This is a genomic window from Niveispirillum sp. FG148, from assembly GCF_057809655.1.
In genome coordinates this window covers 103,397-129,863 of record NZ_JBMDKJ010000013.1, presented here as the reverse complement: position 1 = coordinate 129,863, position 26,467 = coordinate 103,397, and the positions used below count along the sequence as shown (strand labels likewise).

Genomic DNA, 26,467 nt, shown 5'->3' with positions numbered 1-26,467 from the left:
ATCGTCGAACCAGGGAACAGAGAGATGTCGGGCAAGGATCATCATTATGCTGTCACCGTCACCTGGACGGGCAATCAGGGGACGGGCACCAGCGGTTATCGAGCCTATAGCCGTGCGCATGAGATTTCGGCCGGAACCAAGCCGACCATTGCGGGATCGTCCGATCCCGCCTTCCGCGGCGATCCGGACCGCTGGAATCCGGAAGACCTGCTGGTCGCGTCGCTGTCGGCCTGTCACAAGCTCTGGTACCTGTCGCTCTGCGCCGGGGCGGGCATCATCGTGACCGACTATGTCGACCATGCCGAAGGCTGGATGGCGGAGGAACAGGGCGGGGCGGGGCAGTTCACCCGCGTCGTCCTGCGCCCGCGGGTTACCATCGCTGCCGGCGGCGACGCAGAGAAGGCGCGCCACCTGCACCACACGGCGCATGAGATGTGCTTCATCGCCCGCTCGGTGAATTTCCCGGTGGCGGCAGAGCCGGAGATCATATCCGGGTCGTGATCATCCCCCGAATCGCACCGTGACCGTCAGTCCGCGTGCGCCGCCCAGTTCCAGCCCGTGCCCCAGCGTCCGGGCGATCTGCTGGCAGATGGCCAGCCCCAGCCCCAGCCCGCGCCGGGCCGGGCCGGGCCGATCCTCCAGCCGACCGCCGGGCGACAGGACCAGGGCATGCTGGTCCTGCGGGATTCCGGGGCCGTCATCCGCGACCAGCAGGGATGGCCCGCCCGCCCGACGCACACCGACCAGGATACGGCGCCCCGGCGGCGCGTGGTTGATGGCGTTGTCGATCAGCGTGCGAAGAAGTCGGTCCAGCAGGACCGGGTCACTGACCACCGACAGGCCGCAGGGCAAGGCGCGCAGATCCATGCCCGCGGCCCGGGCGCGTGGCGTCAGTTCCCCAACGGCATGCACGACCAAAGGCCCCAGCGCCACCCGTTCCCGTCGCACCCGCACCCTTCCGGCCGCCAGATTGGCCAGGGTCAGCACACCATCCATCTGGGCCGCCCCGATCTCCATCGCTTCTTCCAGACGGTCGGCCAGCTCAACCTGCTTCGGATCGGTCAGCTTGCCCTGCAACAGATGCAGGAACAGCCGCATGGCCTGCACCGGCTGACGCAGATCGTGGCTGACGGCGGCCAGCAGCTGAACGGGGTCGATGGGATCGGTCATGGCAAAGGGTCCGCGGTTCATGGACGGCGGACCCTAGCATAACAGGCAGAGCAGCAGACGATTACAGGAAGGTGGCTGGGGTCGCGGCGGCGGCGCGGTACTCCTCCCGCATGCGTTCAACAAGGTCGGCCACCGTGGGCGCGTCGTGGATGGAACCGATGCCCTGGCCGGCGGACCAGATGTCCTTCCAGGCCTTCTTCTTCGACCAATCCTCGATCGTCAGGTTGGGGTCGGCCTTGCCGCCGGCGATGGCGGCCGGGTCCAGGCCGTTGGCGGCGACACTGGGGGCCAGGTAATTGCCGGGAATGCCGCTGAACATCGGCGTATAGACGATGTCGGCCGCGCCATGGTCGATCAGCATCTGCTTATACTCGGCCGGGGCATTGCCCTCTGCCGTGGCGATGAAGCGGGTGCCGACATAGGCGAAGTCCGCGCCCAGCACCTCCGCCGCGCGCACTTCCCGGCCCGATGAAATGGCACCGGCCAGGGCGATGGGGCCGTCGAAAAATGCCCGCACTTCCGCCAGCAGCGCGAAGGGCGAGGTGGTGCCGGCATGGCCGCCGGCCCCGGCCGCGACCAGGATCAGCCCGTCAACCCCCGCTTCCAGCGCCTTCCGGGCGTGGCGCACATTGGTGACATCGTGGAAAACCAGACCGCCATAGGAATGGATGGCATCGACAATGCCTACCGGCGCCCCGACCGAGGTGATGACCAGCGGCACCTTGTGCTTGACCAGCAGCTCGGTATCGCCCTGCAGGCGGCTGTTGGAGCGGTGGACGATCAGGTTGACGCCGAAGGGGGCCACCGGCTGGCCCGGATGGGCGGCGGCGTGGGCCGCCAGATCGGCCGTGATCCGGCCCAGCCATTCGTCCAGCTGTTCGGGCTGGCGCGCATTCAGGCTGGGGAAGGTGCCCACGATCCCAGCCTTGCATTCGGCCAGCACCAGATCGGGATAGCTGACAATGAACATCGGCGAGGCGATGACGGGCAGCGAGAGCTTTCCCTGGAACAGGCTGGGCATGGGCATCTTGGTCATTCCTCCGCTGGGCCGCCTTCATGTGGCGGGTTGATTGGTCGCTGGATTTTTAGCACGCTCGTTCGTATGTCGCCACAATCCTGCTGCGGCGCGCATGGCGGCCCCCCCTATGGCTTGCGTTGCAAGGGGTCAACCGGCGTTGCATTCTCCGCCGCATTGAACCGAAAGGGCAGGGCAATGCAGGATTTTCTTTCGATCCATCCCGAAGTCGCGGCGGCGTTGAAGGCCGGCCGTCCCGTCGTGGCACTGGAATCGACCGTCATCAGCCATGGCCTGCCCTATCCCGCCAATGTCGAGGTGGCGAACGCCCTGGAAGCCGCCATCCGGGCGGAAGGGGCGGTGCCCGCCACCATCGCCGTGCTGGATGGCCGCATCCGCGTGGGCCTGACGGCAGAGGATATTGAACGTCTGGCACAGCCCGGCGTGCGCAAGGTCAGCCGCCGCGATCTGCCGCTGGCGCTGGCCCAGGGGGCCGATGGTGCCACGACTGTGGCCGCCACCATGATCGGGGCGGCGTTGGCCGGGATCGCCATCTTCGCCACGGGCGGGATCGGTGGCGTGCATCGCGGGGTGGAGACGACGCTGGACATCTCCGCCGACCTGGAGGAACTGGCCGGCACGGACGTGGCCGTCGTCTGCGCCGGGGCCAAGGCCATCCTGGACCTGCCGCGCACCCTGGAATATCTGGAAACCAAGGGCGTGCCCGTCATCGGTTTCGGCACCGACCGTTTCCCCGCCTTCTATACGGCCAGCCTGCCGTTGCCCGTGGACGGCCGCTGCGATTCGGCAGACGAGGTGGCGCGCGTGCTGCGGGCCAAGTGGCAGCTGGGCCTGGGCGGCGGCGTGGTCATCGGCGTGCCGATTCCGGCTGACGCCGCCCTGGATGCCGAAGCCGTGGAAGCCGCCATCGCCCAGGCCGTGGGCGAGGCCGAGGCCCAGGGCGTGCGCGGCAAGGCACTGACCCCCTTCCTGCTGAAGCGGATGGAGGAATTGACCGACGGCGCCAGCCTGGCCGCCAACCGCGCCCTGCTGCTGAACAATGCCAAGGTGGGGGCCCGCATCGCCGTGGCCTATGCGGCGCAGAAATCGGAATTTACCCTGCCCAAGAAGGTGCAGACGACCAAGCGCCCGCCGGGTTATTGAGCCGGGCCGGTGATCGGGTCGTGGTGGCGCCGGGTTGGCGTCACCAGGACCGAAACCCATAACCCGACATGATCTTGCAATCGTTTTCAAGTGCCATCCAGACGCATTTCGTTACGTCTATGCGGACGTATATATGACCGTTATTTCAAACGTCCCCGATGGTTGCCCGTGTTAACTATCTAGAAGTGTTTAAGGCCGGGATTGGGATGGGGGGCGGAGCATGTTCGGATGGACAAAGAATGCTGAGGACAAAAAACGCATCATTGCGCTGAACGCGCTTAAAACAAATGTGATGATCGCGGACCAGAACTTCAACATCACTTATATGAATCCATCAGTTATCCGCTTGATGCGCGATGCCGAGGCAGATCTGAAAAAGGAATTGCCGCTTTTCAATGTCGACACTTTGATCGGCAGCAATATTGATGTGTTTCACAAAAATCCGGAGCGTCAGCGCCGGATGCTGACCAGCCTTTCCAGTCCCCATAATGCGACGATCAGGGTCGGCAAGCGTGCTTTCGACCTGCTGGTGACGCCGCTCTATGACGGTGCCAGCAAGATCGGATATGCCGTCGAATGGGCGAATGCAGAGGAAAGGCTGCTCAATCTGGACTATGCGGCGCAGCTGGTGGCGCTGAACCGTACCCAAGCCGTCATTGAATTCGATGTCAATGGCAACGTCCTTGGTGCCAATGACAATTTCCTGAACTCCATGGGATATCGGCTGGAGGAAATTCAGGGCCGCAATCACAGCATGTTTGTGGAGCCCGATTATCGGGAAAGCAGCGATTACCGGCAGTTCTGGGATCGGTTGCGCGCCGGTGAATTCCAGGCAGCGCAGTTCAAGCGCATCGGCAAGAACGGCCGTGTGGTCTGGATCGAAGGCGCCTACAATCCCATCATCGACAGTTCTGGCAAAGTTGCCAAGATCGTGAAGTTCGCCACCGACATCACGCCCCAGATTACCTTGCTGAGCAATCTCAAGTCGTTGATTGATCAGAATTTCGGCGAGATCGACCGTGAGATCGGCAAGTCCCGCCAACAGGCGTCAAACGCGGGGACGGCTGCCGAGGAGGCGAGGCAGAATGTGCAGGCTGCTGCTGATGGCACCAGCGACCTGGCCTCCTCCGTCGACGAAATTGCCCGCAGCATGGTGAAGTCCAGGGACGCGGCGGACAGCGTCTATAGCCGTGCCGAAGCCGCGGGCAGCAGTACCGGTCGCCTGACCAAGGCTGCTGAGGCCATGAACGGCATTGTTGCCCTGATCCAGAATATTGCCGGCCAGATCAACCTCCTGGCCCTGAACGCCACGATCGAGGCGGCGCGGGCCGGTGACGCAGGGCGTGGCTTCGCCGTGGTTGCGTCTGAGGTGAAAAACCTCGCCAGTCAGGCCGCGCGGGCAACGGAGCAGATTTCGGGCGAAATTGATGGCATTCAATCGACATCGCGCGAAGTCGCAGATGCATTGGGTGCCATCCGCGACGCCGTGCAGTCCGTGCGCGAACTGGTGACGACGACGGCATCCGCGGTGGAGGAACAGAGTGCTGTGACCCGCGGCATGTCCGACAATATGCGGCGTGTATCCGGTGCGGTTGCGACCGTCTCCAGCAACATTGCCGGTATCTCCGGTGCCGTCATCGAGGTGGCGCAATCGGTGACCAAGACCCGGGACGCTGCCGAGGTGCTGGTGCGCTGACCATGCGGGGCCGGCGGCAGATACGTCGCCGGCCCCGCCGTTGGGCAGGGTTGCAGCCGTGGTGCCTGTCCCCCGTTGACTCTCAACCTCTTCGCCACTATAGACCACGCTTCGTTTTCGAACTGAGTAATCCAAGACCGGAGTAAGTACCGTGAAGCGTCCCTTCCAGCCCTCCAAGATCGTGCGTGCCCGCCGTCATGGTTTCCGTGCCCGCATGGCCACCGTCGCTGGGCGCAACATCATCAACAAGCGCCGCGCCCAGGGCCGCAAGAAGCTGAGCGCCTGAGGATACCGGCATGGCGCCCCCGGCCAAGGCCAAGGTGGGGCGCCTGACACGGCGGCCGGAATTTCTGGCCGTTGCGGGCGCCCGTCGCAAGTGGGCCACGCCGGGCCTGATCCTTCAGGCCCGCGCCCATGACGAGCGGCAGCACCCGAACCCCGGCGAGCCGCCGGTGCGGATCGGCCTGACAGCCAGCAAGAAAGTCGGCGGCGCGGTTGAACGAAACCGCGCCCGTCGTCGTTTGCGCGCGGCGCTGGCAGAGGTGCTGGCACCCAACGCTGCCCCCGGTCATGATTTCGTGCTGGTGGCACGGTCGGAAACGGTCCGTCGCCCCTATGCCGACCTGAAGGCCGATCTCAAGCAGGCGCTGAAGAAGCTGAAGGCCTGGCGTCCGCGCCAGCCGGAGGCCGAATCGCCTGCTGGTCAGCCGGAGGGCCAGTCCCCGGCGCAGGACCGACAAGCATGAGCCCGGCGGCCTGGCTGCTCCGGGCTTTTGTGCTTGGCTACCGCTGGGGCGTGCGGCCTTTTCTGGGGCCGCCCCGTTGCAGGTTCCACCCTTCGTGCTCACATTATGCGCTGCAAGCGCTGGGCACGCATGGGGCGATCCGGGGTGGATATCTGTCCCTGCGGCGTCTGGCGCGCTGTCATCCGTGGGGCGGAGAAGGGTATGACCCGGTGCCGCCCCGGCACCCGCCCACCCGTCCCGGGCATGCGGCGGATGGAAAATGTTGCGGCGGGCATTGATCGCCCGCCGTTTTCATGTGACCAACCGGGCGCACCCCGGTATGAACGGGCCATTGATTTAGCTGGAACCTGGACCAAGCACCCATGACGGATCAGAAGAACCTTGTCCTGACCATCGTGATCTCCATCGCGATCCTGTTCGGGTTCCATTATTTCTACGAACGTCCGCGCCAGTTGGCGGCCCAGGCGGAGGCGCAGCGTCAGCAGGCGTTGCAGGCCGAGCAGGTGCCGACAACAACGCCGGGGGCCACGCCGGGCATCGGTGCCGATGCCGGTGTACCCGCCGCGCGCGACCGCGCCGACGTGGTGGCCGAAACGGCCCGCGTCGCCATCGCGACGCCCAGCCTGCACGGGTCGATCAACCTGCGCGGCGGCCGTGTCGATGACCTGACGCTGGCCAAGTACCGCACGACCCCGGCCAAGGACAGCCCGGAAGTGGTGCTGCTGGCCCCGGTCGGGACCGAGCATCCCTATTACGCCGAATTCGGCTGGGTCGCGGCCAATGCCGGTGACGGTCTGCTGCTGCCCAAGGCCGACACGGTCTGGACGGCCAGCGCCAATACGCTGACGCCCGACAGCCCCGTCACCCTGACCTGGGACAATGGCGCCGGTCTGGTGTTCGAACGCACCTTCACCGTTGATGCCGACTACATGTTCACGGTGACGCAGCGGGTGCGCAACCAGACGGGCGCGCCGGTGGCGCTCAGCCCCTATGGCTTCGTGCAGCGTCGCGGTACGCCCAAGACCGAAGGCACCTATGTCCTGCATGAAGGGCCGCTGGCCATCGTCAATGGCACCTTGAAGGAATACAAGTACAAGGACTTGCATGAAGAGCCGGCGAACCTGAACAGCAAGGGTGGCTGGATCGGCATCACGGACAAGTACTGGCTGGTCGGCCTGATCCCGGATCAGTCGCTGACCACCGACATGCGTGTCCTGCACCAGAAGAACGCCACCGACATCTATCAGGTCGATTACAAGGCCCCGGCCGTCACGGTCGCCCCGGGCGAGACGACGGAGACGACGAACCGCCTGTTCGCCGGTGCCAAGATCGTCGACATGCTGAACAGCTATAACGAGAAGCTGGGCATCGACAGCCTGGATTACGCCATCGATTGGGGCTGGTTCTACTTCCTGACCAAGCCCTTCTTCCATGGGCTGGACTGGCTGGGCCGCACCATCGGCAATTTCGGCATCGCCATCCTGGTCTTCACCGTGTTCCTGCGGGCGGCCTTCTTCCCCATCGCGAACAAGCAGTACGCCGCGTTTGCCAAGATGAAGAAGCTTCAGCCGAAGATGGAGGAGTTGAAGAAGAAGCATGGGGAGAACCGCGAGGCCCTCTCCATGGAGATGATGAAGCTGTACAAGGAGGAAAAGGCCAATCCGCTGGCCGGCTGCCTGCCCATCCTGCTTCAGATTCCCGTCTTCTTCGCGCTGTACAAGGTCCTGTACGTCACCATCGAAATGCGCCATGCGCCCTTCTATGGCTGGATCCATGACCTGTCGGCGGCCGATCCGACGACGATCTTCAATCTGTTCGGCTTGATCCCCTGGGACCCGCCCACCTTCCTGCATATCGGCATCTGGCCGCTGTTGATGGGCGTCACCATGTGGCTGCAGCAGAAGATGAACCCGTCCAATCCGGACCCGGTGCAGCAGAAGATGTTCATGCTGCTGCCCTTCATCTTCACCTACATGATGGCCAGCTTCCCGGCCGGTCTGGTGATCTACTGGACCTGGTCCAACCTGCTGTCCATCGCGCAGCAGTGGGTGATCATGCGCAAGATGGGCGTGAAGCCGACCTGACGCGTGCCCTCAGGCGCCGGGCGGCGGCTCCGCCGCCTTGGCTTACGCGGGGCATGGGCCCGCGGGCCGGCAGTCGCCGGCCTGGGTGACAGGACTGAAGTGTTTTGGTTGTGAAAGCCCCCGGCCTTTGTGCCGGGGGTGTCTGTTTGAGAGAGAAGGAGTTCCGCCATGGCGAAGCCGCTGACCATCACCCCGTCGCTGATCGGTGACCTGACCGAAACGGAGATCGAGGCCGGGCGTCTGCTGTTCGCCAAGGAATGCGACTTTTTCTGGGGGGCGGAGGCGGCCACCACCCTGCCGGAGGCCGTGCTGCCGGAAATCTGCTTCGCCGGCCGGTCGAACGTGGGTAAATCGTCCCTGGTCAATGCCCTGACCGGGCGCAAGACCCTGGCCCGTACCAGCCAGACGCCGGGCCGTACCCAGCAGCTGAACTTCTTCAATCTGGGCAACCGGCTGGTGATGGTGGACATGCCGGGCTATGGCTATGCTCAGGTTTCGAAGGAGCGGTCGGCCGCCTGGGTGGATTTCATCAAGTCGTATCTGCGCGGCCGGGTCACGCTGAAGCGCGCCCTGGTGCTGGTCGATGCAAGGCATGGGCTGAAGCAGCACGATATCGACATGATGAAGATGATGGACCAGACGGCCGTGGGTTATCAGATCGTGCTGACCAAGGCCGATACGCTGAAGCCCGGCGCCATCGACAAGATTCGCGAGCAGGTGGCCGCGGCGCTGAAGACCCATGGTGCCGCCCACCCGGAAGTGATGGCCACCTCGGCGGAAACGGGCCTGGGCATTCCGGAACTGCGCGGTTTCCTGACCCGCTTGGCCGAACCGGCGGCGGCCTGACCTTATCCCCGCGGCAGGGTCAACCGGGCCAGCAGCCCGCCTTCCGGTGCTGTTTCCAGTTCCAGCGATCCGCCATAGAGCCGGGCCAGATCATCCACGATGGCCAGCCCCAGCCCCGCGCCCGGCATGGCTTCGTCCAGACGCACACCACGCGCCAGCACGGCTGATCGTTCCGCATCCGGAATGCCTGGGCCGTCGTCAGCGATGATGATGTGCAGGCGCTTTGGCATGGGGGAGTCAACGGTCAGCCGGATACGGTCCCGGCACCATTTGGCGGCATTGTCCAGCAGATTGCCCACCATCTCCTGCAGGTCCTGCGCTTCGCCGGCGAAAACCAGCGCATCGTCGCCCGTCAGCTCCACGTCAATGGCCCGGTCGGGATGAAGGCGGGCGATGGTGCGGGCCAGGGGGCGCAGGGTTGCCAGCACGGGTGTGCGCAGGCCCGCCCCCTTGGACATGGCCGCGGCACGGGCGCGTGTCAGATGCCGGTCGATCTGCCGACGCATACGGTCGGTTTCCTGCGTGATCAGGTGCGATTCGGCCGGGTCGGACAGGGTGGCCGCACTGTTGGTGATGACCGACAGCGGTGTTTTCAGCGCGTGGGCCAGATTGCCGGCCTGGGTTCGCGCCCGCTCCACCATCTCGGCATTGTCGGCCAGAAGCTGGTTCAGATCATCGGCCAGCGGCTGCACTTCCGATGGAAAGGCACCCTGCAGCCGCGTCGTCTTGCCGGCGCGGAGATCGGCCAGCGCCCGGCGCAGCCGATCCAGCGGCACCAGTCCCAGCCGCACCTGCGCCACGGCCGCCGCCAGCAGCCCCGCCGCCAGCACACTCAAGGAAATAGTCAATACGGAAGCGAAACGATCGGTGGCCGCGACCAGATCTGCCGTGGTGGCGGCCACGGACACGTCCAACGGGTCGGCGGCATCGGGTAAACGGACGCGCCGGGTCCAGACCAGCAGCGTTTCCCCGGCGGGGCCGACCGCGGCACGGCGGTGCAGGGCCCCGTCGTCGGCTACCGTACCGGTCAGCCGCAAAGGCTGATCCCACAGGGAACGGGAGCGCAGCAGCACTGTGCCGTCGGCGTCCGACACCTGCCAGTAAAGTCCCGACAGGGGCCGCTGGAACCGCGGGTCGGACAGATCGCGGGCAGCGGGCAGCGAGGTGTCGCGATCGGCGGCCAGGGCCACGGTCAATTCATCCAGATGCATCTCCGCATGCCGTGCCAGTTCGGCCTCCACATGCGACCGGAAAATGTCGATCAGCACAATGCCGGCGCCCGCCAGCGCCAGCACGACCCAGACGGCCGCCAGCCCCAGCAGACGAAGCCCCAGCGACCCGCGCCGCATCAGGCCGCTTCCAGGCGATAGCCCAGCCCGCGTTCGGTCTGGATCACCGGCACGCCCAGCTTGCGCCGCAGCCGGCCGATGAATACCTCGATCGTGTTGCTGTCACGGTCGAAATCCTGGGCATAGACATGTTCGGTCAGTTCGGTGCGGGAGACGATCCGACCCTGATGATGCATCAGATAGGACAGAACCCGGTGCTCGTGTGCCGTCAGGGTGATGGGTGTGCCCGCCACGGTGACACGGCCCGTGCGCGTATCCAGACTGACGGGACCGCAGGTCAGGGCAGGGGCCGCCTGTCCACCGGCCCGCCGGATCAGGGCGCGCAACCGGGCCAGCAACTCCTCCATCCGGAAGGGCTTGGCCAGATAATCGTCGGCGCCGGCATCCATGCCTTCCACCTTTTCCTGCCAGGTGCCGCGGGCGGTCAGGATCAGCACGGGCATGGTCCGCCCGGCCGCACGCCAGTCGCGCAGTACCGACAATCCGTCGCGCCCCGGCAGACCCAAATCCAGGACGATAGCGTCATAGGGTTCGGTCTCCCCCAGGAAGGCGGCTTCCACGCCGTCCGGCGCGCTGTCGGTGACGTAACCGGCACCGTTCAACGCGTCGGTCAGTTGCCGTCGCAGCTGCGCATCGTCCTCCGCCACCAGGATGCGCATCAATGGCCCTCCCCGGACTTCAGCAGGTCCTTGCCGGCGCCCTTGGCTTTCAACAGCGATCCGTCGCGGGCGTCATAAACCAGCTCGATCAGCCGCCCATCCGGGGCCAGCACCTCGATCTCATAAACGAAGCCCTCCTTCCTGGATTTCAGTTCCACCTCCAGCAGCCGGCCGGGATAGGCGGCTTCCGCTTTCTCCACGATGGCGCGGAGCGGCAGGATTTCGCCCCGCTCCAGGGCGGCGCGGGCGCGTTCATGGTCTTCCTTGTCGTCATCGGCCAGCGCCACGGGCGCGGCGGTGGCAAGGAACAGACAGAACAGCAGGTTGAGCAAGGGGCGCATGGGCAAGGCCATCATCGGGAGGGAAGATGGTAGCGCGGGTGTCCGCCAAGGGGAACCCGCGCCGTCCGTCAGCGGATCAATAGACCAAACCGTCGGCAGTCACGCCGGCCAGCAGCGATTTGACCGCCACCAGATCGACCGTGCCCTGGCCCTCCGCCAGTTCGGTCCAGGTGCCATCGCCATTGCTGTCGGCATAGACCGTCCATTCGGCGCGGCCCTTCTCGAATTCGGTCTTCACGACCAGCCCGTCCTGCTGAGCATAGGTCTCGCTGCGGTCGATGCGCTCGGTCTTCCAGCGGCCGTGATCCCATTCCTGGACGCTGCTGGCCTGACCGGACAGGTCGAAGCTGAAACGGTACTGGTCTTCCTGGTGGCCCGCCACCGGCTGGCTCCAACTCATGGCTTCGAAATAGACGCCATCGCCGTTATTGTCGGTATAGAGCGTCGTTTCCACGCCGCTGCGGTCCGTCTCGGTCTTGACGATGCCGTCGGTCGTGACCGACCAGTTTTCATTCCGGTCGATCTTCTCCGTCTTCCACACACCCTTTTCCATCTCCTGGACGCCGGTGATGGCGCCGTCGGATTGGGTGAAGCGGTAGCCGCCTTCCAGCGGGTTGGGAATGTAAGCGGATTTGCGCGACATGTATGGGTTACTCCTGCCAAGATCATGGAAGCGGACGGCCGGATAGGACGGGGAGGCCGCCCGTCATCCATGACCTTGGCAGGCCGAACCTGAACGCAAGCTGAAGACGCCGTTCAGGATGGGGCCAGATTCGGACGCCGACATACAGCAAATCCCTTGCCAACGGGTTTGGGCCTCGGAAATGGTCGGTTGTCGGCCCCGCTGCCGTGTGACAGCTGTCCGGAAACGGACAGTGCTGTCCGCTGGCGGACAATCACCGTCCGCTCACGACTGTGCCTTGATTGCGCCGGGATGGCGGCTTATCACCCGATGATCCGATTACCATTCCGGGCCCCCGCCGATGTCCCTGTCCAAGCCCGTCCTGTCACAGCCGCGCACCCTGATCGTGGCGTTGCTGGTCGTTCTGCCGCTGCTGGTCGCGTTCTATTCCCTGACCCTGGGCCAGGATGGGAACTGGGACCTGCGCAATTACCATTGGTACAACGCCATGGCCTACCTGAACGGGCGGGAACTGGTGCAGGACGTGGCGCCGGCGCAGGTGGCCAGTTTCTATAACCCCACCCTGGACATTCCCGTCTATTGGCTGGCGCAATTCCTGCCGGCCCGCGCCGTGGCCTTCATCCTGTCCTGGGTGCAGGGGATGAATCTGGTGCCGCTGACGGGCCTTGCCTGGCTGCTGCTGTCGGGTTTGAACGTGCGGTCACGGGCGCTGGCATCTGTCGCGCTGGCCCTGGTCTGCTTCCTGGGTGCCGGCCAGATGGGGCTGCTGGGCACCACGTTCTATGACAATGTCATCAGCCTGTTCGTGCTGGGCAGCGCCTGGCTGGTGGCGGCCCGCGCCGGCGATGTCTGGGGTGGGGAACCGGGTCGCGCCTTTGGCATCGTGTTCGTGGCTGGCCTGCTGGTCGGGTCGGCCGTGGGGCTGAAGCAACCCACGCTGCCCTATGCCGTGGGCCTGTGCTTCGCCTTCCTGGCGGTGGCCGGGGGGCTGTGGCGGCGGCTGTTCCTGTCCTTCTTCTTCGGGATCGGCGTCATCGCCGGCATGGCGGCCTTCTCCGGCCACTGGATGTGGCACCTGTGGACCACCTATCAGAACCCGCTATTCCCCTATTTCAACGATGTCTTCCGCTCCCCCTGGGGCGTGCCGGAGGCCTATCGCGACGACAAGTTCCTGCCGCATGGAATGTGGGACAGCCTGACCTTCCCCCTGACCTGGCTGCGGGACCCCAAGAAGGTGGGGGAGATTATCTTCACCGATCTGCGCGTGCCGGTGATGGTGGCGGTGCTGCTGGCCACGCCCCTGCTGGCGCTGGCCGGGCGCTTCCTGCCGCGCCGGCCGGCTGTGCTGCCGAAGCGTCCGGCGCTCTATCTGCTGGTGGCCGGTGCGCTGACCTATCTGGCCTGGCTGAAGCTGTTCGCCATCTACCGCTATCTGATCCCGCTGGAAATGCTGGCCCCGCTGGTGGTGGTCGCGGCCATCGGGCTGTGGCCCGTGCCGTCGCGGGTGAAGGGGGGGCTGGTGCTGGCGCTGCTGGCGCTGGTCACTGTCACGGCGCGGCCGGGTACCTGGGCCCGCGTGCCATTTGCCGACCGGTTCGTGGAGGTGACGGCCCCGGCCCTGCCCGATCCCGACAATACCATCATCATCCAGACCGGCTACGCCCCCACCAGCTTCCTGGCTTATGGTTTCCCCCCGCAGGTGCCGTTCCTGCGCATCCATTCCTATTTCATCCATCCCGATCACGGCGACATCCTGCTGAACAAGGCCATGCATGAGCGCATTTCCAAGCATGAAGGGGATATTTTCTGGCTTGTTGCGCATTGGGAGTTGTGGACGGCTGAACATGTCCTGCCTTATTACGGTTTGGCGGCCGATATGGGGGATTGCGGCTTAGTGAAGTCCAACCTGGATGAACCGGTGATGCTGTGCCGTTTGCGGAAAATCTCTGTGCCGGGTGCGGAGAGCCAGGATCAGCCATGATTGGACTGCGGTGACGGGTTGTCGGGAGATGTCGGGGAATGGGTAATGACCGGGGGAAGGCCTTCCTGGAGGTCTACAAAAGTGGAGAATGGGGCAAGAACGGTGATGAGTTCTGTTCAGGGGTCGGCAGTCATGATCCGGTCGTCGTCAATTGCTATGTCCGTGGCGTGGGCATGTTCCTGCAGGCCTTGGCCAGCAAGCCGGATGTTGTCGATTTCGGCTGTGGGGATTTCAATGTTGGCTCCAGGCTGCGTGACCTGTGCGGCCGTTACATTGCCTGCGACATCGTCCCGGAACTGATCGAATTCAATAAGCGCAAATTTGCCGACCGGGATGTCGATTTCCGTGTGCTGAACGCGTTCCAGGAAGATGTGCCCGAGGGCGAAGTGCTGTTCGCGCGTCAGGTCCTGCAGCACATGAGCAATGCCGATATCCAGCGTCTTCTGCCGAAATTCAAACGTTTCAAATATATCGTCTTCACGGATCACAGACCCATTATCGATCAGTACCAGCCCAATCTTGATAGCGAGACGGGTGCCTATACGCGGCTGAAAAGGGTAAGCGCGCTGTCGTTGACCACCCACCCCTTCTACCTGGAGCCCCGGCATTCCTATACGATGGGGGCCGTGATTTCCGAAGGCGGCCTGATCATGACGACCATTTTCCAAATGCACTGAACGAAGCGGCAAACCCAGGACATGAAAGCGCCGCGTTTCCGCCGCAGCTTTCACCGAATATTCGTGCTATCACATGCGCATCCCATCTTCGTCCCATCGGACCCGACGAACCCATGTCCCATTCTGAAAGCGTGATCCAGGCCGCACCGCGCATCGCCGTGCTGGTGCCCTGCTATAACGAGGAAGCGTCCATCGAAGCCGTCGTGCGCGACTTCAAGGCAGCGCTGCCCACCGCCACCATCTATGTCTATGACAACAACTCCAAGGACCGCACGTCGGAAATTGCGGCGGCGGCCGGGGCGGTCGTCCGCCGGGAGCCGCTGCAGGGCAAGGGCAATGTGGTGCGCCGCATGTTCGCCGATGTCGAGGCGGACGTGTATGTCATGGTCGATGGCGATGACACCTATCACGCCCCCAGCGCGTCCAAGCTGGTGGCCAAGCTTCTGGACGAGAAGTTGGACATGGTGAATGGCGCGCGCGTCACCGACTGGGAGACGTACCGCGCCGGCCACCGGCTGGGGAACATCATGCTGACCACCCTGGTCACCATGGTTTTCGGGAAGCGCACGGACGACCTTCTGTCCGGCTACCGCGTCTTCTCCCGCCGTTTCGTGAAAAGCTTCCCTGTGCTGGCCGGTGGTTTCGAGATCGAAACGGAACTGGTGGTGCATGCCCTGGAAATGAGCATGCCCCTGGGCGAGGTGGAAACGCCCTACAAGGACCGGGCACCGGGGTCGGTGTCGAAACTGTCCACCTTCCGCGATGGGTTCCGCATCCTGTGGATGATCGGCAAGCTGATCAAGGAGGAGCGGCCGATGCAGTCCTTCGGTCTGATCGCACTGATCCTGGCGCTGGCGTCGTTCGCCTTCGCGGTGCCGCTGTTCATCACCTATTACGAGACGGGGCTGGTGCCACGCTTCCCCACGGCCGTGCTGGCCACGGGCCTGGGCCTGCTGTCCTTCCTGTCGCTGACCTGCGGTCTGATCCTGGACACGGTGACGCGCGGCCGGCGGGAGATGAAGCGCCTGCGCTATCTGGACATTCCGGCGCCGGATTTCGACAGCGGGTTCTTGAAGTAGGGATCGGATCGATCCAGTCAGCGGCCGGGGGAGACCCCGGCCGTTTCGTTTTATGGGGCCTTGGCACCCGCGGCTTCCTTTTCGGCGGCCTTCTTCTCACGGAAGGCGGCGGCTTCCCGCTCGACGCGCTGTTCTTCCGCCTTGGCTTCGTCTTCCGACAGAAGCTTGGGGAACACCGTCGGCCCCATCTTCTGGTCCAGCTGGAAATAGCCCATGCCAATGCCCGCGATCATGATGGGCACGATCAGGGCACCCAGGGCGGCCGCCCCCATGCCGAACAGGCGCAGCTTGCCGCGCCCCATGCGCAGACGGCGTCCGGTTTCATCCGATACCGGTTCGGCCGTATAGGCCCGCTTCATCGTCATGCGACCACCATCCTTTCCAGACTCTCCAACCGGTCGGCCTCAGCCGCCGGCTTGTCCCAGCGCAACCGCGCGATGCGGGGAAAGCGCATGGCGATCCCGCTCTTGTGCCGTGTTGACCTGTGCACACTGTCGAACGCCACTTCGAACACCAGGCCGGGTTCCACCTCCCGCACAGGCCCGAAGCGGTTGGTCGTATGATTGCGCACCCAGCGGTCGATCTCCACCAGTTCCGCATCGGTGAAGCCGAAATAGGCCTTGCCGACGGGCACCAGTTCGCCACCGGCACCCGGTTCGCCGCGCCAGGCGCCGAACGTATAGTCGCTGTAGAAGCTGGACCGCTTGCCATGCCCGCGCTGGGCGTACATCAGCACGCAATCCGCCGTCAATGGCCCCCGCTTCCATTTGAACCAGGGTCCCTTGGGCCGACCACCGATATAGGGACTGTCGCCGCGTTTCAGCATCAGCCCTTCGATGGCCCCATCCTCCACCCCCTGGTCACGGGCGGACAGGCGCAGGGTGGAAAGCTGTTCCCAATCCTGGAAGGGCAGCAACGGCGACAGGTCCATGCCGGCCGGCCGGACCCGGTCGAACCAGGCTGCCAGCCGGCGGCGACGTTCATCGAAGGGCAGGCCGCGCAGGTCTTCGCCCCCGTCGAACAGCATGTCGTACAGCCGGACCCAGGCTGGGAAGTCGCGCAGCATGGCGGATGTGACCCGCTTGCGGTTCAGGCGCTGCTGAAGATCATTGAAGGGGGCGATACGCCCGTCGCGGGCCACCAGCAATTCGCCATCCAGTACCGCGGTAAAGCCCATATGGGTGGCCACATCGGGGAAGGCGCCCGCGATCTCGTCCCCGGTGCGGCTGTAGATCCGGGCGCTGTCCGGGCTGCCGCGCGCCACCAGTTGCACGCGCACGCCATCCCATTTCCATTCTGCGCGATAATCGGCCGGACTTATCGCGACCCGGTCCGCTTCCTCCAGCGGATGGGACAGCATCATGGGCCGGAACCCGCCCGAATCGCCCAGGCTGGGGGCGGGCGCCTTGCCCGACAGCCAGTCGAACAGGGGTGCAAAGGGTGGTGACAGGCCGTGCCACAGTTCCTCCACCTCCTCCACACCGGACTGCACGCCCTTGGATGCTGCCCAATCGACCAGGGCGGTCTTGGCCATGCGGGCCGATACGCCGATGCGCAACCCGCCCGTGATCAGCTTCAGCAGGGCCCAACGTCCCGTGGCATCCAGACTGTCCAGCCAGTCGGCCAGCAGCCCTGGCACCGTCCCCCTTTTCGCTGCGGCCAACCCCTCCACCACCACCGCCAGTTCCGGCGGGGGGCGGTTGATGCCGGGCGGGGCGGGCCAGATCAGGGCCACCGTCTCCGCCAGATCGCCGACGAAATCATAGGACCAGCCGAACAGCGCCGGGTCCACGCGCGTCGCGACCAGTTCCTTGATCATGGCTGCCTTGGCCGCCGCGAAGGACAGGTCGCCCGTCAGCGCTGCCAGACCATAGCCCCGGTCCGGGTCGGGCGCGTGGTCCAGATAGTCGGCGATCAGGCGCAGCTTGCCGTTGCGTGACGGCATATAGGTCAGAGCGTCCATCAGGGCGGCGAAGCGCTGCATCACTCCTCCTCCCCTCTCCCGACCAGATGCAGGGGCTTGGCCTTCACGCCCTGGGTCGTGGCCCAATGGACCAGCGCTTCCTCGCTGCCATGGGTCACCCACAGCTCGCCGGGGGCGACGTCGGTGACGGTCTGGCACAGCTCATCCCAATCGGCATGGTCGGACACGATCAGGGGCAGTTCGATCCCATGCTGGCGCGCCCGCGCCCGGACCCGCATCCAGCCGGATGCGTAGGCGGGCAGCGGGTCCGGCATCCGGCGCAGCCATTTGTCGGCCATGGCCGAGGGCGGGGTCAGCACAATGCCGCCGCGCATGGCGGACGCATCGGCCACCGTCGCCGGCCGCAAATCGCCCAGTTCCACGCCCTGCTGCTGGTAAAGCGCGCATAGCGGCAGATGGCTCCCGTGCAGATAAAGCGGCCTTTCATATCCCGCCCGCCGCAGCTCCGCGATCAGGCGCTGGCATTTGCCCAGCGCGTAACAGCCGACGACGATGGTCCGCTCGGGGAAGACGGACAGCGTGTGCAGCAGGCGCGCGATCTCGCCTTCCACCGGCGGGTGGCGGAAGACCGGCAGGCCAAAGGTCGCCTCGGTAATGAAGGCGTCGCAGTTCACCGGCTCGAACGGTGCGCAGGTCGGGTCGAATCGGCGCTTGTAGTCACCCGACACCACGACCCGGCTGCCGCGCCAGTCCAGCACCACCTGCGCCGAGCCCAGCACATGACCGGCCGGCACCAGGGTGACCGTCACCTCCCCGACGGCCAGGGGCTGCCGATAGGGCAGGGCCTGCTGATGCAGGCCAGCCCCGTCGCCCAGCCGCGCCCGCATGATGGCCAGTGTGCCGGCTGTGGCCAGGACATGGGTATGGCCCGGTCGTGCATGGTCGGAATGGCCATGGGTGATGACGGCCCGGTCCACGGACCGCGTTGGGTCCACATGGAAGCCGCCTGGCTCCACCCACAGCCCGCCGCCGCGGTCGGGCGGACAGGGGGTGACCCAGCTGTCGGGCGGGGGGGCTGTCACGATGCCGTCGGCATATGGATGCGGGCCCCCGGCCCCAAGGGCAGTTCCAGCACGTACCAGCCGCAGAACAGCGTCACCGCGCCAAATCCCATCCACATGGCCAGAGGCAACATGGTGGCCAGCAGCGACCCGATGCCGAAACCGGGCGTATAGCGCTGGCACATGATCAGGATCAGCGGGAAGTAAGGCAGCAGCGGCGTGATCGGGTTGGTGAAGCTGTCACCCACGCGATAGGCGGCCTGCGACGCTTCCGGCGTGATGCCCAGCAGCATCAGCATCGGCACCATCACTGGGCCCAGGATGGCCCATTTGGCTGAGGCGCTGCCGATCAGGATATTGATCAGGGCTGAGACGATGATGATGGCAACCAGCAGGGGCAGGCCCGTGAACCCTGCTTCCTTGAGGAAGGCAGCGCCATTCACGGCCAGGATGCCCCCCAGGTTCGACCAGCCGAACAGGGCGATGAACACGGCGCAGCAGAAGGCCAGGACGATGTAGCCGCCCATGTCCGACATGGACTGGCCCATCATCTTCACGACATCGCGGTCAGAGGTGATGACGCGAGCGCCGATGCCATAGGCAATGCCGATGATCAGGAAACTGATGAACAGCACCGCCACGATGCCACGCAGGAACGGTTCCACCGTGCCCGCCGCATCACGCAGGATGGCGCCCTCGGGCACCACGGCGACGCCGAACAGGGCCATGATCGCCAACAGGGTCAGACCGGCGAACCGCAGACCCCGCCTCTCCCGCTCCCGCTGTTCGGGGCCGGCTTCGTCCATGGTGACCGTCAGATCCGCGGCGATGGGTGCCGTGCGCAACAGACGGGGTTCGATGAGGCGATCTGTGACGACCGTGCCGATGATGGTGAATAGCGGCACGAAGGCCGCCATCAGGTACCAGTTGGCTGTCGCCAGCACCTCATACCCCGGATCGACCAGCCGGGCCGCGGCCTGGCTGATCCCGCCCAGCAGCGGGTCCAGCGAGGTGACCAGCAGGTTGGAGGAAAAGCCCCCCGAAACCCCGGCAAAGGCGGCGGCGATGCCGGCGACGGGATGGCGGCCGGAACTGTGGAACAGCATGCCCGCCAGCGGGATCAGCACGACATAGCCAGCATCGGTTGCCATGCTTGATTGAACCCCGGCGAACACCACCGTCAGGGTCAGCAGGCTTTTCGGCATGGCCCGGACCAGCGCCCCCAGCGACACACCGATCAAGCCCGTCTTTTCCGCCACGCCCACCCCCATCACGCACAGCAGCACGACGGCCAGCGGCGGGAAGCTGGCGAAGATGGTTGGCAGATCGGTCAGGAAGCGGCGGATATATTCCGCCGACAGCAGGTTGGTTGCCACCAGTTCCTTGCCCGTTCCCGGATGGATGGCCGATACGCCCATGCCCGACAGCAGGGCGGACAGAGCCACCAGAATGATGATGGCGATCAGGAACAGGGTGGCCGGGTCCGGCAACCGGTTCCCCACCCGCTCGATCGCTTCCAGAATGCCGCCGCCTGTCGTTCCAACTGCTGAAACCGCCATGTTCTTTTCCTTTATTGTGTCACGCGCCCGTTTGTCGGGCGTCGGCTGAAAAGATAGGGCATGAGGGGTGTATCTGCGAGGGGGCGTCCATGACAAAGCCATTGATCCATGACAGGCTGTGCGCATGGAAATGGTCAATGGATATCGCTGCGAAAGCTGCGCGGACGTCGCGCTGGCCAAGCGTGGTCTGGACCCTGCCAAGGGTAACCAGTCCCCCTATGACCGCCAGCGAGAGCAGGCGGAAAAGGCCGGGCTGTCCCCGGGCGGCCAACCGCTGGGGATCAACCAGCCACTGACCACCGGGCCGCGCGGCACGATCGTGAATATCCTGGTTTGAAGACAGGCGCCCTTTTACGAACCGGCCAGGGCGATAGCGCAGAAGGCCTTGTCGATGTCTGCACCCACCCGGTCCCGGTCCACCCATGGCAGGGGCGGCGGTGCAGGGTTCAGGCGGCCGGCCAGGAATTGGTCCAACATAGGGGCACGCGCCTGTCGGTCCTGTTCCCCACCCTCCGCCTTTCGGGCGATCAGGTCACGGATACACCCCGCGACGTCCTTTTCCAGGGCCAGGCCGGACAGCAGCGATGGCATGTCCATGGGGGGCGGTTGCTGGAATCGCAGCAACCATTCCAGACAGCAGGCGGCGCGCAGGGCGTAGCAATAATCCTTGGGCCGCACCGCCTCCCCATCCTCCTGCATCTTCTCCAGGCTTCGCCGCCCGAGATGCAGATAATGGGTGGCCAGCGCATTGGGATCGGCGGCGGATTGCGCCAACTGTCGGATGGTGCCGACCGACGCCGCCTCTGGACGGTAGCTGATGGGGGACGACAGCCATTCCAGAAGCGCCGCGTTGGAGCGCAGCGATAGTTGCAGCGCCTTGCGCAGATCCCAGCCGCCAATATCCAGCACCGGGTCAATGGGCCGTTCAATCACGTCCCGCCGGCTGTTCACCGACAGGTAATCGGCCACCGGACGCAGATAGACGAAGCGGACATCATAGTCGCTGTCACGCGAGGGAAAGCCCCAGGACCGGCTGCCGGATTCGATGGCGAACAGGATGGTGACACCGTTTTCCATCTCCATCCGGTCCAATTCCGCCTGAACCCGCCGGCGCATGCCGGGGTCAATCGCTTCCATTGCCACCGATTCCTGTGCTTTCGCAGACCTGCGTGCGGTAGGCGCGCAGGACCAGTTCTTCCATGAACAGCATATCGGGTTGCTCCGGCAGGGGCGAGGTGCGGGCGGCGTTTTCGGCTTGTTGCTGCATATCCTCCACCATTGCCTCCACCCGGTCTACGGGCACCTGGCCCTGACGGATGGCCAGGATTTCCATGGCGTCCGGGCGCGGCAGGGTGATGTGACCCTGCATCATCAATTCCACCGTCTGCCGTCCGATGCGCACGGCATGCGCCATGCTTTTCCAGTCGATGCCGTCGGCAGCCGCCGAATCCAGGCTGCGCCGGCCATATTCAGCCATCAGCCGTTCAACCACGTCGCGGGCATTGCCGATGCCGGCCTGAAAGGACAGTTTCTTCCCGCACACTTCCAGATGCCGAACCCGCACGCCGCCCGGCATTTGCAGGTCGATAAAACCGATATGGGGATAGTCACCCGCCAGGGCCCGATCCGGATCGGCATCGCCCAACGCCGCGCCGGGTCCCAGTGATTGCTCGACCCCGCGCAGCCAGCCCAGGACCATGGCGGCGGCGTTCACCCGCTTTCCCCGGATGCCGAACCGATGCGCCTGCCGCTGGGAATAGCGCAGGGCCGCCTCCACCTTCCGGCACAACAGGCGATGACGGTTGGCCTGAATCTCCCGCCAGATCGGATGCGGAGTGCCGATGATGGCGCCGTCGGGTGCAAACAGCATCTCCAGCGCCAGGGTCTGTCCATCTGCCAGTAGTTCCAGATAGCGTTGCAAGCTGAACAGGTCGCGGTCAACGGCGCCGGGCAGATTGCGCTGACCCTGTTCCTTCTGCGGCCCCTCGCAGATCGTGGCTGGAACCCGCTGCAACAGGATGTCGCGTGCGGCGGGCAGGAAGACGCCCTTGTAATCCAGATCGGATTGCGGCGTGGCGGTGCCATAAAGATGCGATCCGCTCCGCATTTCGACGATCAGCTGCATGCTGCACCCTATGCTGCCCACTCGCTTGTGCAGGGCGTAAACGGGTTTCCCGCCGGACACAATGCGCAGCTGTGGGATGGAGCTAATTCGCGGTCCTGCGCGCGGTGCCGGACGCGCAGGATTAGGATCTGGTCATCCATGACGTCATAGACCAGCGCATAGGATGGCTGTTTGGGTCCAGATGACCAGGGTCACCGGGGTACGCCGGAGCGAGGAGCAGGGGGCAGGGTACCGCCCCTTTCCAGGGCGTCAGCCAGTTTCAGCAGCCAGGGGCCGACCAAGGCCGTGCGGCACAACCCGCCCGGCGAGGACGTCGCCGGCAAGTCATTGTCCGGGTCGGCAGCTGTTGCGTCATTTTCGCAATGCCATGGGTCTGGAAACGGTAGCATTCGGTCGCTACGATACGAACCAACGCATGAAACCTGCCCGCCATACGCGTGGGACGGGTGATAAAAGAGGGATGTTGTTGGGATGGCCGGTATTGATAAGCGCGTGACCGAGGAAGAAGCCCTGTTGCTGCATAGCAGCGGGCGGCCCGGCAAGTTGGAAATCACCCCCACCAAGCCGATGGCGACGCAGCGCGACCTGTCGCTGGCCTATTCGCCCGGTGTGGCCATCCCGTGCCTGCGCATCCATGCTGACCCTTCCACGGCCTATGATTATACGGCCAAGGGCAACATCGTCGCTGTCATCTCCAATGGCACGGCCGTGCTGGGGTTGGGCGATCTGGGGGCGCTGGCGTCCAAGCCTGTGATGGAGGGCAAGGCCGTCCTGTTCAAGCGCTTCGCCGACGTGGACGGCATCGACCTGGAGGTCGATACCCGCGACGTGGATCAGTTCATCAATGCCGTGCGCTATCTGGGTCCCAGCTTCGGCGGCATCAATCTGGAAGACATCAAGGCGCCGGACTGTTTCATCATCGAACAGCGTCTGCGCGAACTGATGGATATTCCGGTCTTCCATGATGACCAGCATGGCACGGCCATCATCGCCGCCGCCGGCCTGTTCAACGCGCTGGAAATGACGGGCCGCGATATCAACGAGACGAAACTGGTCATCAACGGCGCCGGTGCCGCCGCCATCGCCTGCGCCGAACTGTTCAAATCCATGGGCATCCCCCACGGCAATATCACCCTGTGCGACACCAAGGGCGTGGTCTGGAAGGGCCGGGCGGAGGGCATGAACCAGTGGAAATCAGCCCATGCCGTGGTGACGGACGCCCGCACCCTGGCCGAGGCGCTGGACGGTGCCGACGTGTTCGTCGGCCTGTCGGCCAAGGGCGCCGTGACCCCCGCCATGGTCAAGTCCATGGCCAAGAACCCCATCATCTTCGCGCTGGCCAATCCCGATCCGGAAATCACCCCGGAGGAGGTGCGGACCGTGCGTGATGACGCCATCGTCGCCACGGGCCGGTCGGATTATGCCAATCAGGTCAACAATGTGCTGGGCTTCCCCTATATCTTCCGCGGCGCCCTGGACGTGCGGGCCAGCACCATCAACGACCAGATGAAGATCGCAGCCGCCCGGGCGCTGGCGGCGCTGGCGCGCGAAGATGTGCCGGATGAGGTGGATGCCGCCTATGCCGGACGCCGCCTGCGCTATGGCCCGGAATATATCATCCCCGTGCCGTTCGACCCGCGCCTGATCTCCACCATCCCTGCCGCCGTGGCCCAGGCCGCCATGGACACGGGCGTGGCGCGCAAGCCCATTGTCGACATGGATGAATATCGCCGCAGCTTGCGCCTGCGCCTGGACCCCACGGGGGACAGCCTGCTGCTGATCTCCGAGAAGCTGCGGGCCAATCCGCGCCGCGTCGTGTTTGCCGAGGGCGAGGAGGAGCGGGCCATCCGTGCTGCCATCGCCTATCGTTCCGCCGGCTTCGGCCACCCGATCCTGATCGGCCGCGAAACGGTGGTACAGGAAAAGCTGGCCTCGCTGGGTCTGGCCGGGATCGAGCCACTGGACATTCAGAATGCCCGCTTCGGTGCGCCCAACAATGAGCGTTACACGGATTTCCTCTATAAGCGCCTGCAGCGCCGCGGCCACCTGCACCGCGATTGCCAGCGCTGGGTCAACCAGAACCGCAACGTCTTTGCCGCCTGCATGGTGGCGACGGGTGATGCCGATGCCATGGTCACCGGCCTGACCCGATCCTTTGCCGTCAGCTTCGAGGATATCGAGCGCGTCATCGATCCGCAGCCCGATCATATCGTCTTTGGTCTGTCGGTGCTGGCCACCCGTAGCCGCACCGTCTTCATCTCTGACACGACGGTGCATGAGCGGCCGACGGCGGAGCAGTTGGCGGACATCGCCATCCAGTCGGCCCGCATGGCCCGGCTGATGGGCCATGAACCGCGCGTGGCCTTCCTGTCCTTCAGCAATTTCGGTCAGCCCATGCGCGACCGCGCCGCCCATGTGCGCGAGGCGGTGGCCCTGATGGATCGCCGCAAGGTCGATTTCGAGTATGACGGGGAGATGTCGGCCGACACGGCGCTTGATTACGATCTGATGAAGCGGCTGTACCCGTTTGCGCGCCTGTCGGGGCCGGCCAATGTGCTGATCATGCCGGCGCTGCACGCCGCCAATATCGGCGCCAAGCTGCTGCACAAGTTCGGCGGTGGCAACCTGATCGGCCCGCTGCTGATCGGGTTGGACAAGCCGGTGCAGGTGGTACAGATGGGCGCCACGGTCAATGAACTGACCACGGCCGCCATCATGGCCGCCCATGACAGCCTGGCGCGTTGACGTTTTTGATGACGTTTTTGACAGTGGGATGGCGGGCAGTCCCCCCGCCATCCCGGCGTCGGCCGTCCCCCATTATTAAGTTTCTGTGATGCTGTTACCCTGTGCGCCGGGGAATGATATCTCCTCCGGTCCCGCGACATCGCGGGCAGGGAATACAGAAAAAGCGGGCGGTGGTCAGATGCGGTGGTATGCGGTCCGGCCGATCAGGTTCGTGATCATCGGGGTGGCGCTGGTCGGTCCGACAGCGGCCATTCTGCTGTCACTGCTGCTGGCCGGTCATATCGAGGCGGCGGTCGCGCTGCCGGCCCTGTTGGTGAATGTCATCGTCGCGGCCGTCATGCTGCGCATGATCCAGACCGACACCCGCCGTTTGACCGACTATGCTGAAATCCTGGGGGAGGCGACGCGCCCCGTGCCGCCGCCGGAACTGTCCAGCATCACGGCGGAGGCCATTGCCGGTGCCCTGTCCCGGACGCAGCAGGCCTGGCTGGACCGGCAGATCCGCGACACCGAACGGACCATCCTGATCGAGGCGGTGATCGACCAGTTGCATGATCCCGTCATCCTGCTGGGGGCCGCGCGGGAGGTGACCCGCGCCAATCAGGCGGCCCGCAATATGTTTGGCGAACGGCTGCTGGCCCGTGATCTGGCCAGTTCCGTACGCACGCCCAGCCTGCTGGAGGCCGTGGATGCCGTGCTGGCCGGCGGGGCGTCCCGCGCGGTGGAGGTGCTGCTGCCCGTGCCGGTGGAGCGCACGTTGCAGGCCCGCGTGAAGCCCTTCCGGGTGCCGGGTGCCGACGGCCCGCCGCTGGTGCTGCTGACCCTGCACGACATCACGCTGTTGAAGCGGTCCGAACAGATGCGCGCCGATTTCGTGGCCAATGCCAGTCACGAGTTGCGCACGCCGCTGGCGGCCCTGATCGGCTTCATCGAAACGCTGCGCGGTCCCGCCAAGGATGACCCGGCCGCGCATGAGCGTTTTCTGGGCATCATGTTCGACCAGTCCAACCGCATGTCGCGTCTGGTCAACGATCTTCTGTCCCTGTCACGGATTGAGATGGACGAACATTCACCGCCGACGGCGGAGGTCGACGTCGCCAAGATCGTGCGCAACGTTGCCGCCACGCTGGAAATGCGTGCCGCGTCGCGCAAGGTGAAGCTACGCCTGGAACAGCCGGCCCCGTTGCCGCCCGTGATGGGGGATGAGGATCAACTGTCCCAGGTTTTCCAGAACCTGATCGACAATGCCATCAAGTATGGCAAGGAGCAGACGGAAGTGACCGTCAGCATGACGGCGCCGGAACGCGGCAAGGCTGGCTCGGTGCGCGGCCCGTCGGTCATGGTGGCGGTGACCGATCGGGGTGATGGCATCGCCCGCACCCATCTGCCACGCCTGACCGAGCGATTCTATCGCGTCGATCCGGCCCGGTCGCGGGCGTTGGGCGGCACCGGTCTGGGCCTGGCCATCGTCAAGCATATCGTCAACCGGCATCGCGGCCGGCTGATCATTGACAGCGAAGTGGGCAAGGGCAGCACCTTCTCCGTGCTGCTGCCGGCCGGCAAGGCGCCGGCCCTGACACAGCAGCAGGCCGGTTGACGGTCC

Annotated in this window: 26 protein-coding genes; 14 read left to right on the top strand and 12 right to left on the bottom strand. The window is 65.0% G+C overall.

All coding sequences use genetic code 11. The features are described 5' to 3' along the window. Positions 1-24 precede the first annotated feature (24 nt). Complete coding sequence (locus ACODTW_RS15445) at positions 25-501, top strand: OsmC family protein (protein ID WP_488946937.1); 477 nt, start codon at positions 25-27, stop codon at positions 499-501. Here the strand turns inward: ACODTW_RS15445 and ACODTW_RS15440 are convergent, their stop codons facing one another. After that, on the bottom strand, positions 502-1,191 hold the full coding sequence (locus ACODTW_RS15440) for a sensor histidine kinase (RefSeq protein WP_488946936.1): 690 nt from the start codon (positions 1,189-1,191) through the stop codon (positions 502-504). Between the two features lie 40 nt (positions 1,192-1,231). After that, the gene (locus ACODTW_RS15435) at positions 1,232-2,197 is read right to left on the bottom strand and encodes an NAD(P)H-dependent flavin oxidoreductase (RefSeq protein ID WP_488946935.1); all 966 of its coding nucleotides are present in this window, start codon (positions 2,195-2,197) and stop codon (positions 1,232-1,234) included. A gap of 186 nt (positions 2,198-2,383) precedes the next feature. On the opposite strand from ACODTW_RS15435, the gene ACODTW_RS15430 reads away from it, so the two are divergent. The 7 genes from ACODTW_RS15430 to yihA all read left to right on the top strand — a co-directional run bounded on the left by ACODTW_RS15430 (position 2,384) and on the right by yihA (position 8,721). Then, on the top strand, positions 2,384-3,349 hold the full coding sequence (locus ACODTW_RS15430) for a pseudouridine-5'-phosphate glycosidase (RefSeq protein ID WP_488946934.1): 966 nt from the start codon (positions 2,384-2,386) through the stop codon (positions 3,347-3,349). A gap of 220 nt (positions 3,350-3,569) precedes the next feature. Continuing rightward, entirely contained in the window at positions 3,570-5,045 is a 1,476-nt protein-coding gene (locus tag ACODTW_RS15425) for a methyl-accepting chemotaxis protein (protein WP_488946933.1), read from the top strand. Positions 5,046-5,196: 151 nt separating this feature from the next. Next, on the top strand, positions 5,197-5,331 hold the full coding sequence (gene rpmH / locus ACODTW_RS15420; protein ID WP_029013881.1) for a 50S ribosomal protein L34: 135 nt from the start codon (positions 5,197-5,199) through the stop codon (positions 5,329-5,331). A gap of 10 nt (positions 5,332-5,341) precedes the next feature. Continuing rightward, a complete protein-coding gene (gene rnpA, locus ACODTW_RS15415; protein ID WP_488946932.1) occupies positions 5,342-5,791 on the top strand; it encodes a ribonuclease P protein component in 450 nt (149 codons plus the stop codon). After that, positions 5,788-6,069, top strand: a complete 282-nt coding sequence (yidD, locus tag ACODTW_RS15410) for a membrane protein insertion efficiency factor YidD (protein WP_488946931.1) — start codon at positions 5,788-5,790, stop codon at positions 6,067-6,069. Before rnpA ends, yidD begins: the two co-directional genes overlap by 4 nt. 84 nt (positions 6,070-6,153) lie before the next feature. Then, a complete protein-coding gene (gene yidC, locus ACODTW_RS15405) occupies positions 6,154-7,875 on the top strand; it encodes a membrane protein insertase YidC (RefSeq protein WP_488946930.1) in 1,722 nt (573 codons plus the stop codon). A 168-nt stretch (positions 7,876-8,043) separates the two neighbouring features. Then, on the top strand, positions 8,044-8,721 hold the full coding sequence (gene yihA, locus ACODTW_RS15400) for a ribosome biogenesis GTP-binding protein YihA/YsxC (RefSeq protein WP_488946929.1): 678 nt from the start codon (positions 8,044-8,046) through the stop codon (positions 8,719-8,721). Between the two features lie 2 nt (positions 8,722-8,723). Here the strand turns inward: yihA and ACODTW_RS15395 are convergent, their stop codons facing one another. The 4 genes from ACODTW_RS15395 to ACODTW_RS15380 form a co-directional block, all read right to left on the bottom strand. After that, positions 8,724-10,070, bottom strand: a complete 1,347-nt coding sequence (locus tag ACODTW_RS15395; RefSeq protein ID WP_488946928.1) for a sensor histidine kinase — start codon at positions 10,068-10,070, stop codon at positions 8,724-8,726. Beyond that, positions 10,070-10,729, bottom strand: a complete 660-nt coding sequence (locus ACODTW_RS15390; RefSeq protein ID WP_488946926.1) for a response regulator transcription factor — start codon at positions 10,727-10,729, stop codon at positions 10,070-10,072. Before ACODTW_RS15390 ends, ACODTW_RS15395 begins: the two co-directional genes overlap by 1 nt. Continuing rightward, positions 10,729-11,070: a PepSY domain-containing protein gene (locus tag ACODTW_RS15385; protein WP_488946925.1), complete on the bottom strand. Its 342-nt coding sequence runs from the start codon at positions 11,068-11,070 to the stop codon at positions 10,729-10,731. Before ACODTW_RS15385 ends, ACODTW_RS15390 begins: the two co-directional genes overlap by 1 nt. Before the next feature lie 76 nt (positions 11,071-11,146). After that, complete coding sequence (locus tag ACODTW_RS15380) at positions 11,147-11,713, bottom strand: hypothetical protein (protein WP_488946924.1); 567 nt, start codon at positions 11,711-11,713, stop codon at positions 11,147-11,149. A gap of 340 nt (positions 11,714-12,053) precedes the next feature. On the opposite strand from ACODTW_RS15380, the gene ACODTW_RS15375 reads away from it, so the two are divergent. From ACODTW_RS15375 to ACODTW_RS15365, 3 genes are all read left to right on the top strand, one after another. After that, positions 12,054-13,694 (top strand): hypothetical protein, encoded by a 1,641-nt coding sequence (locus ACODTW_RS15375; RefSeq protein WP_488946923.1) that lies wholly within the window; start codon positions 12,054-12,056, stop codon positions 13,692-13,694. Between the two features lie 38 nt (positions 13,695-13,732). Further along, positions 13,733-14,371 carry a class I SAM-dependent methyltransferase gene (locus ACODTW_RS15370; protein ID WP_488946922.1) on the top strand — a complete coding sequence of 213 codons (639 nt, stop codon included), beginning with the start codon at positions 13,733-13,735 and terminating at the stop codon, positions 14,369-14,371. A gap of 113 nt (positions 14,372-14,484) precedes the next feature. Next, on the top strand, positions 14,485-15,450 hold the full coding sequence (locus tag ACODTW_RS15365; RefSeq protein WP_488946921.1) for a glycosyltransferase family 2 protein: 966 nt from the start codon (positions 14,485-14,487) through the stop codon (positions 15,448-15,450). Positions 15,451-15,500: 50 nt separating this feature from the next. Here ACODTW_RS15365 and ACODTW_RS15360 read toward each other — a convergent pair whose 3' ends face one another. Genes ACODTW_RS15360 through ACODTW_RS15345 form a run of 4 tightly spaced genes read right to left on the bottom strand, consistent with a single transcriptional unit; the run spans position 15,501 to position 19,994 of the window. Beyond that, positions 15,501-15,815: a hypothetical protein gene (locus ACODTW_RS15360; protein ID WP_488946920.1), complete on the bottom strand. Its 315-nt coding sequence runs from the start codon at positions 15,813-15,815 to the stop codon at positions 15,501-15,503. Next, a complete protein-coding gene (locus tag ACODTW_RS15355) occupies positions 15,812-17,434 on the bottom strand; it encodes a cisplatin damage response ATP-dependent DNA ligase (protein ID WP_488946918.1) in 1,623 nt (540 codons plus the stop codon). The genes ACODTW_RS15360 and ACODTW_RS15355 overlap by 4 nt, the downstream gene beginning before the upstream one ends. Beyond that, positions 17,434-18,456 carry a ligase-associated DNA damage response exonuclease gene (locus tag ACODTW_RS15350; protein WP_488946917.1) on the bottom strand — a complete coding sequence of 341 codons (1,023 nt, stop codon included), beginning with the start codon at positions 18,454-18,456 and terminating at the stop codon, positions 17,434-17,436. The genes ACODTW_RS15355 and ACODTW_RS15350 overlap by 1 nt, the downstream gene beginning before the upstream one ends. Continuing rightward, positions 18,453-19,994, bottom strand: coding sequence for an AbgT family transporter (locus ACODTW_RS15345; RefSeq protein ID WP_488946916.1), 1,542 nt, complete (start codon positions 19,992-19,994; stop codon positions 18,453-18,455). The genes ACODTW_RS15350 and ACODTW_RS15345 overlap by 4 nt, the downstream gene beginning before the upstream one ends. Before the next feature lie 124 nt (positions 19,995-20,118). On the opposite strand from ACODTW_RS15345, the gene ACODTW_RS15340 reads away from it, so the two are divergent. Next, entirely contained in the window at positions 20,119-20,331 is a 213-nt protein-coding gene (locus tag ACODTW_RS15340; RefSeq protein ID WP_488946915.1) for a hypothetical protein, read from the top strand. 14 nt (positions 20,332-20,345) lie between these two features. Here ACODTW_RS15340 and ACODTW_RS15335 read toward each other — a convergent pair whose 3' ends face one another. Further along, the gene (locus ACODTW_RS15335; protein WP_488946913.1) at positions 20,346-21,131 is read right to left on the bottom strand and encodes a nucleotidyltransferase domain-containing protein; all 786 of its coding nucleotides are present in this window, start codon (positions 21,129-21,131) and stop codon (positions 20,346-20,348) included. Continuing rightward, a complete protein-coding gene (locus ACODTW_RS15330; protein WP_488946912.1) occupies positions 21,118-22,119 on the bottom strand; it encodes a DNA polymerase beta superfamily protein in 1,002 nt (333 codons plus the stop codon). The genes ACODTW_RS15335 and ACODTW_RS15330 overlap by 14 nt, the downstream gene beginning before the upstream one ends. 471 nt (positions 22,120-22,590) lie before the next feature. Between ACODTW_RS15330 and ACODTW_RS15325 the strand changes: the two genes are divergently transcribed. After that, entirely contained in the window at positions 22,591-24,864 is a 2,274-nt protein-coding gene (locus ACODTW_RS15325) for an NADP-dependent malic enzyme (RefSeq protein ID WP_488946910.1), read from the top strand. A 178-nt stretch (positions 24,865-25,042) separates the two neighbouring features. Beyond that, positions 25,043-26,461 (top strand): ATP-binding protein, encoded by a 1,419-nt coding sequence (locus ACODTW_RS15320; RefSeq protein ID WP_488946908.1) that lies wholly within the window; start codon positions 25,043-25,045, stop codon positions 26,459-26,461. Positions 26,462-26,467: the final 6 nt, after the last annotated feature.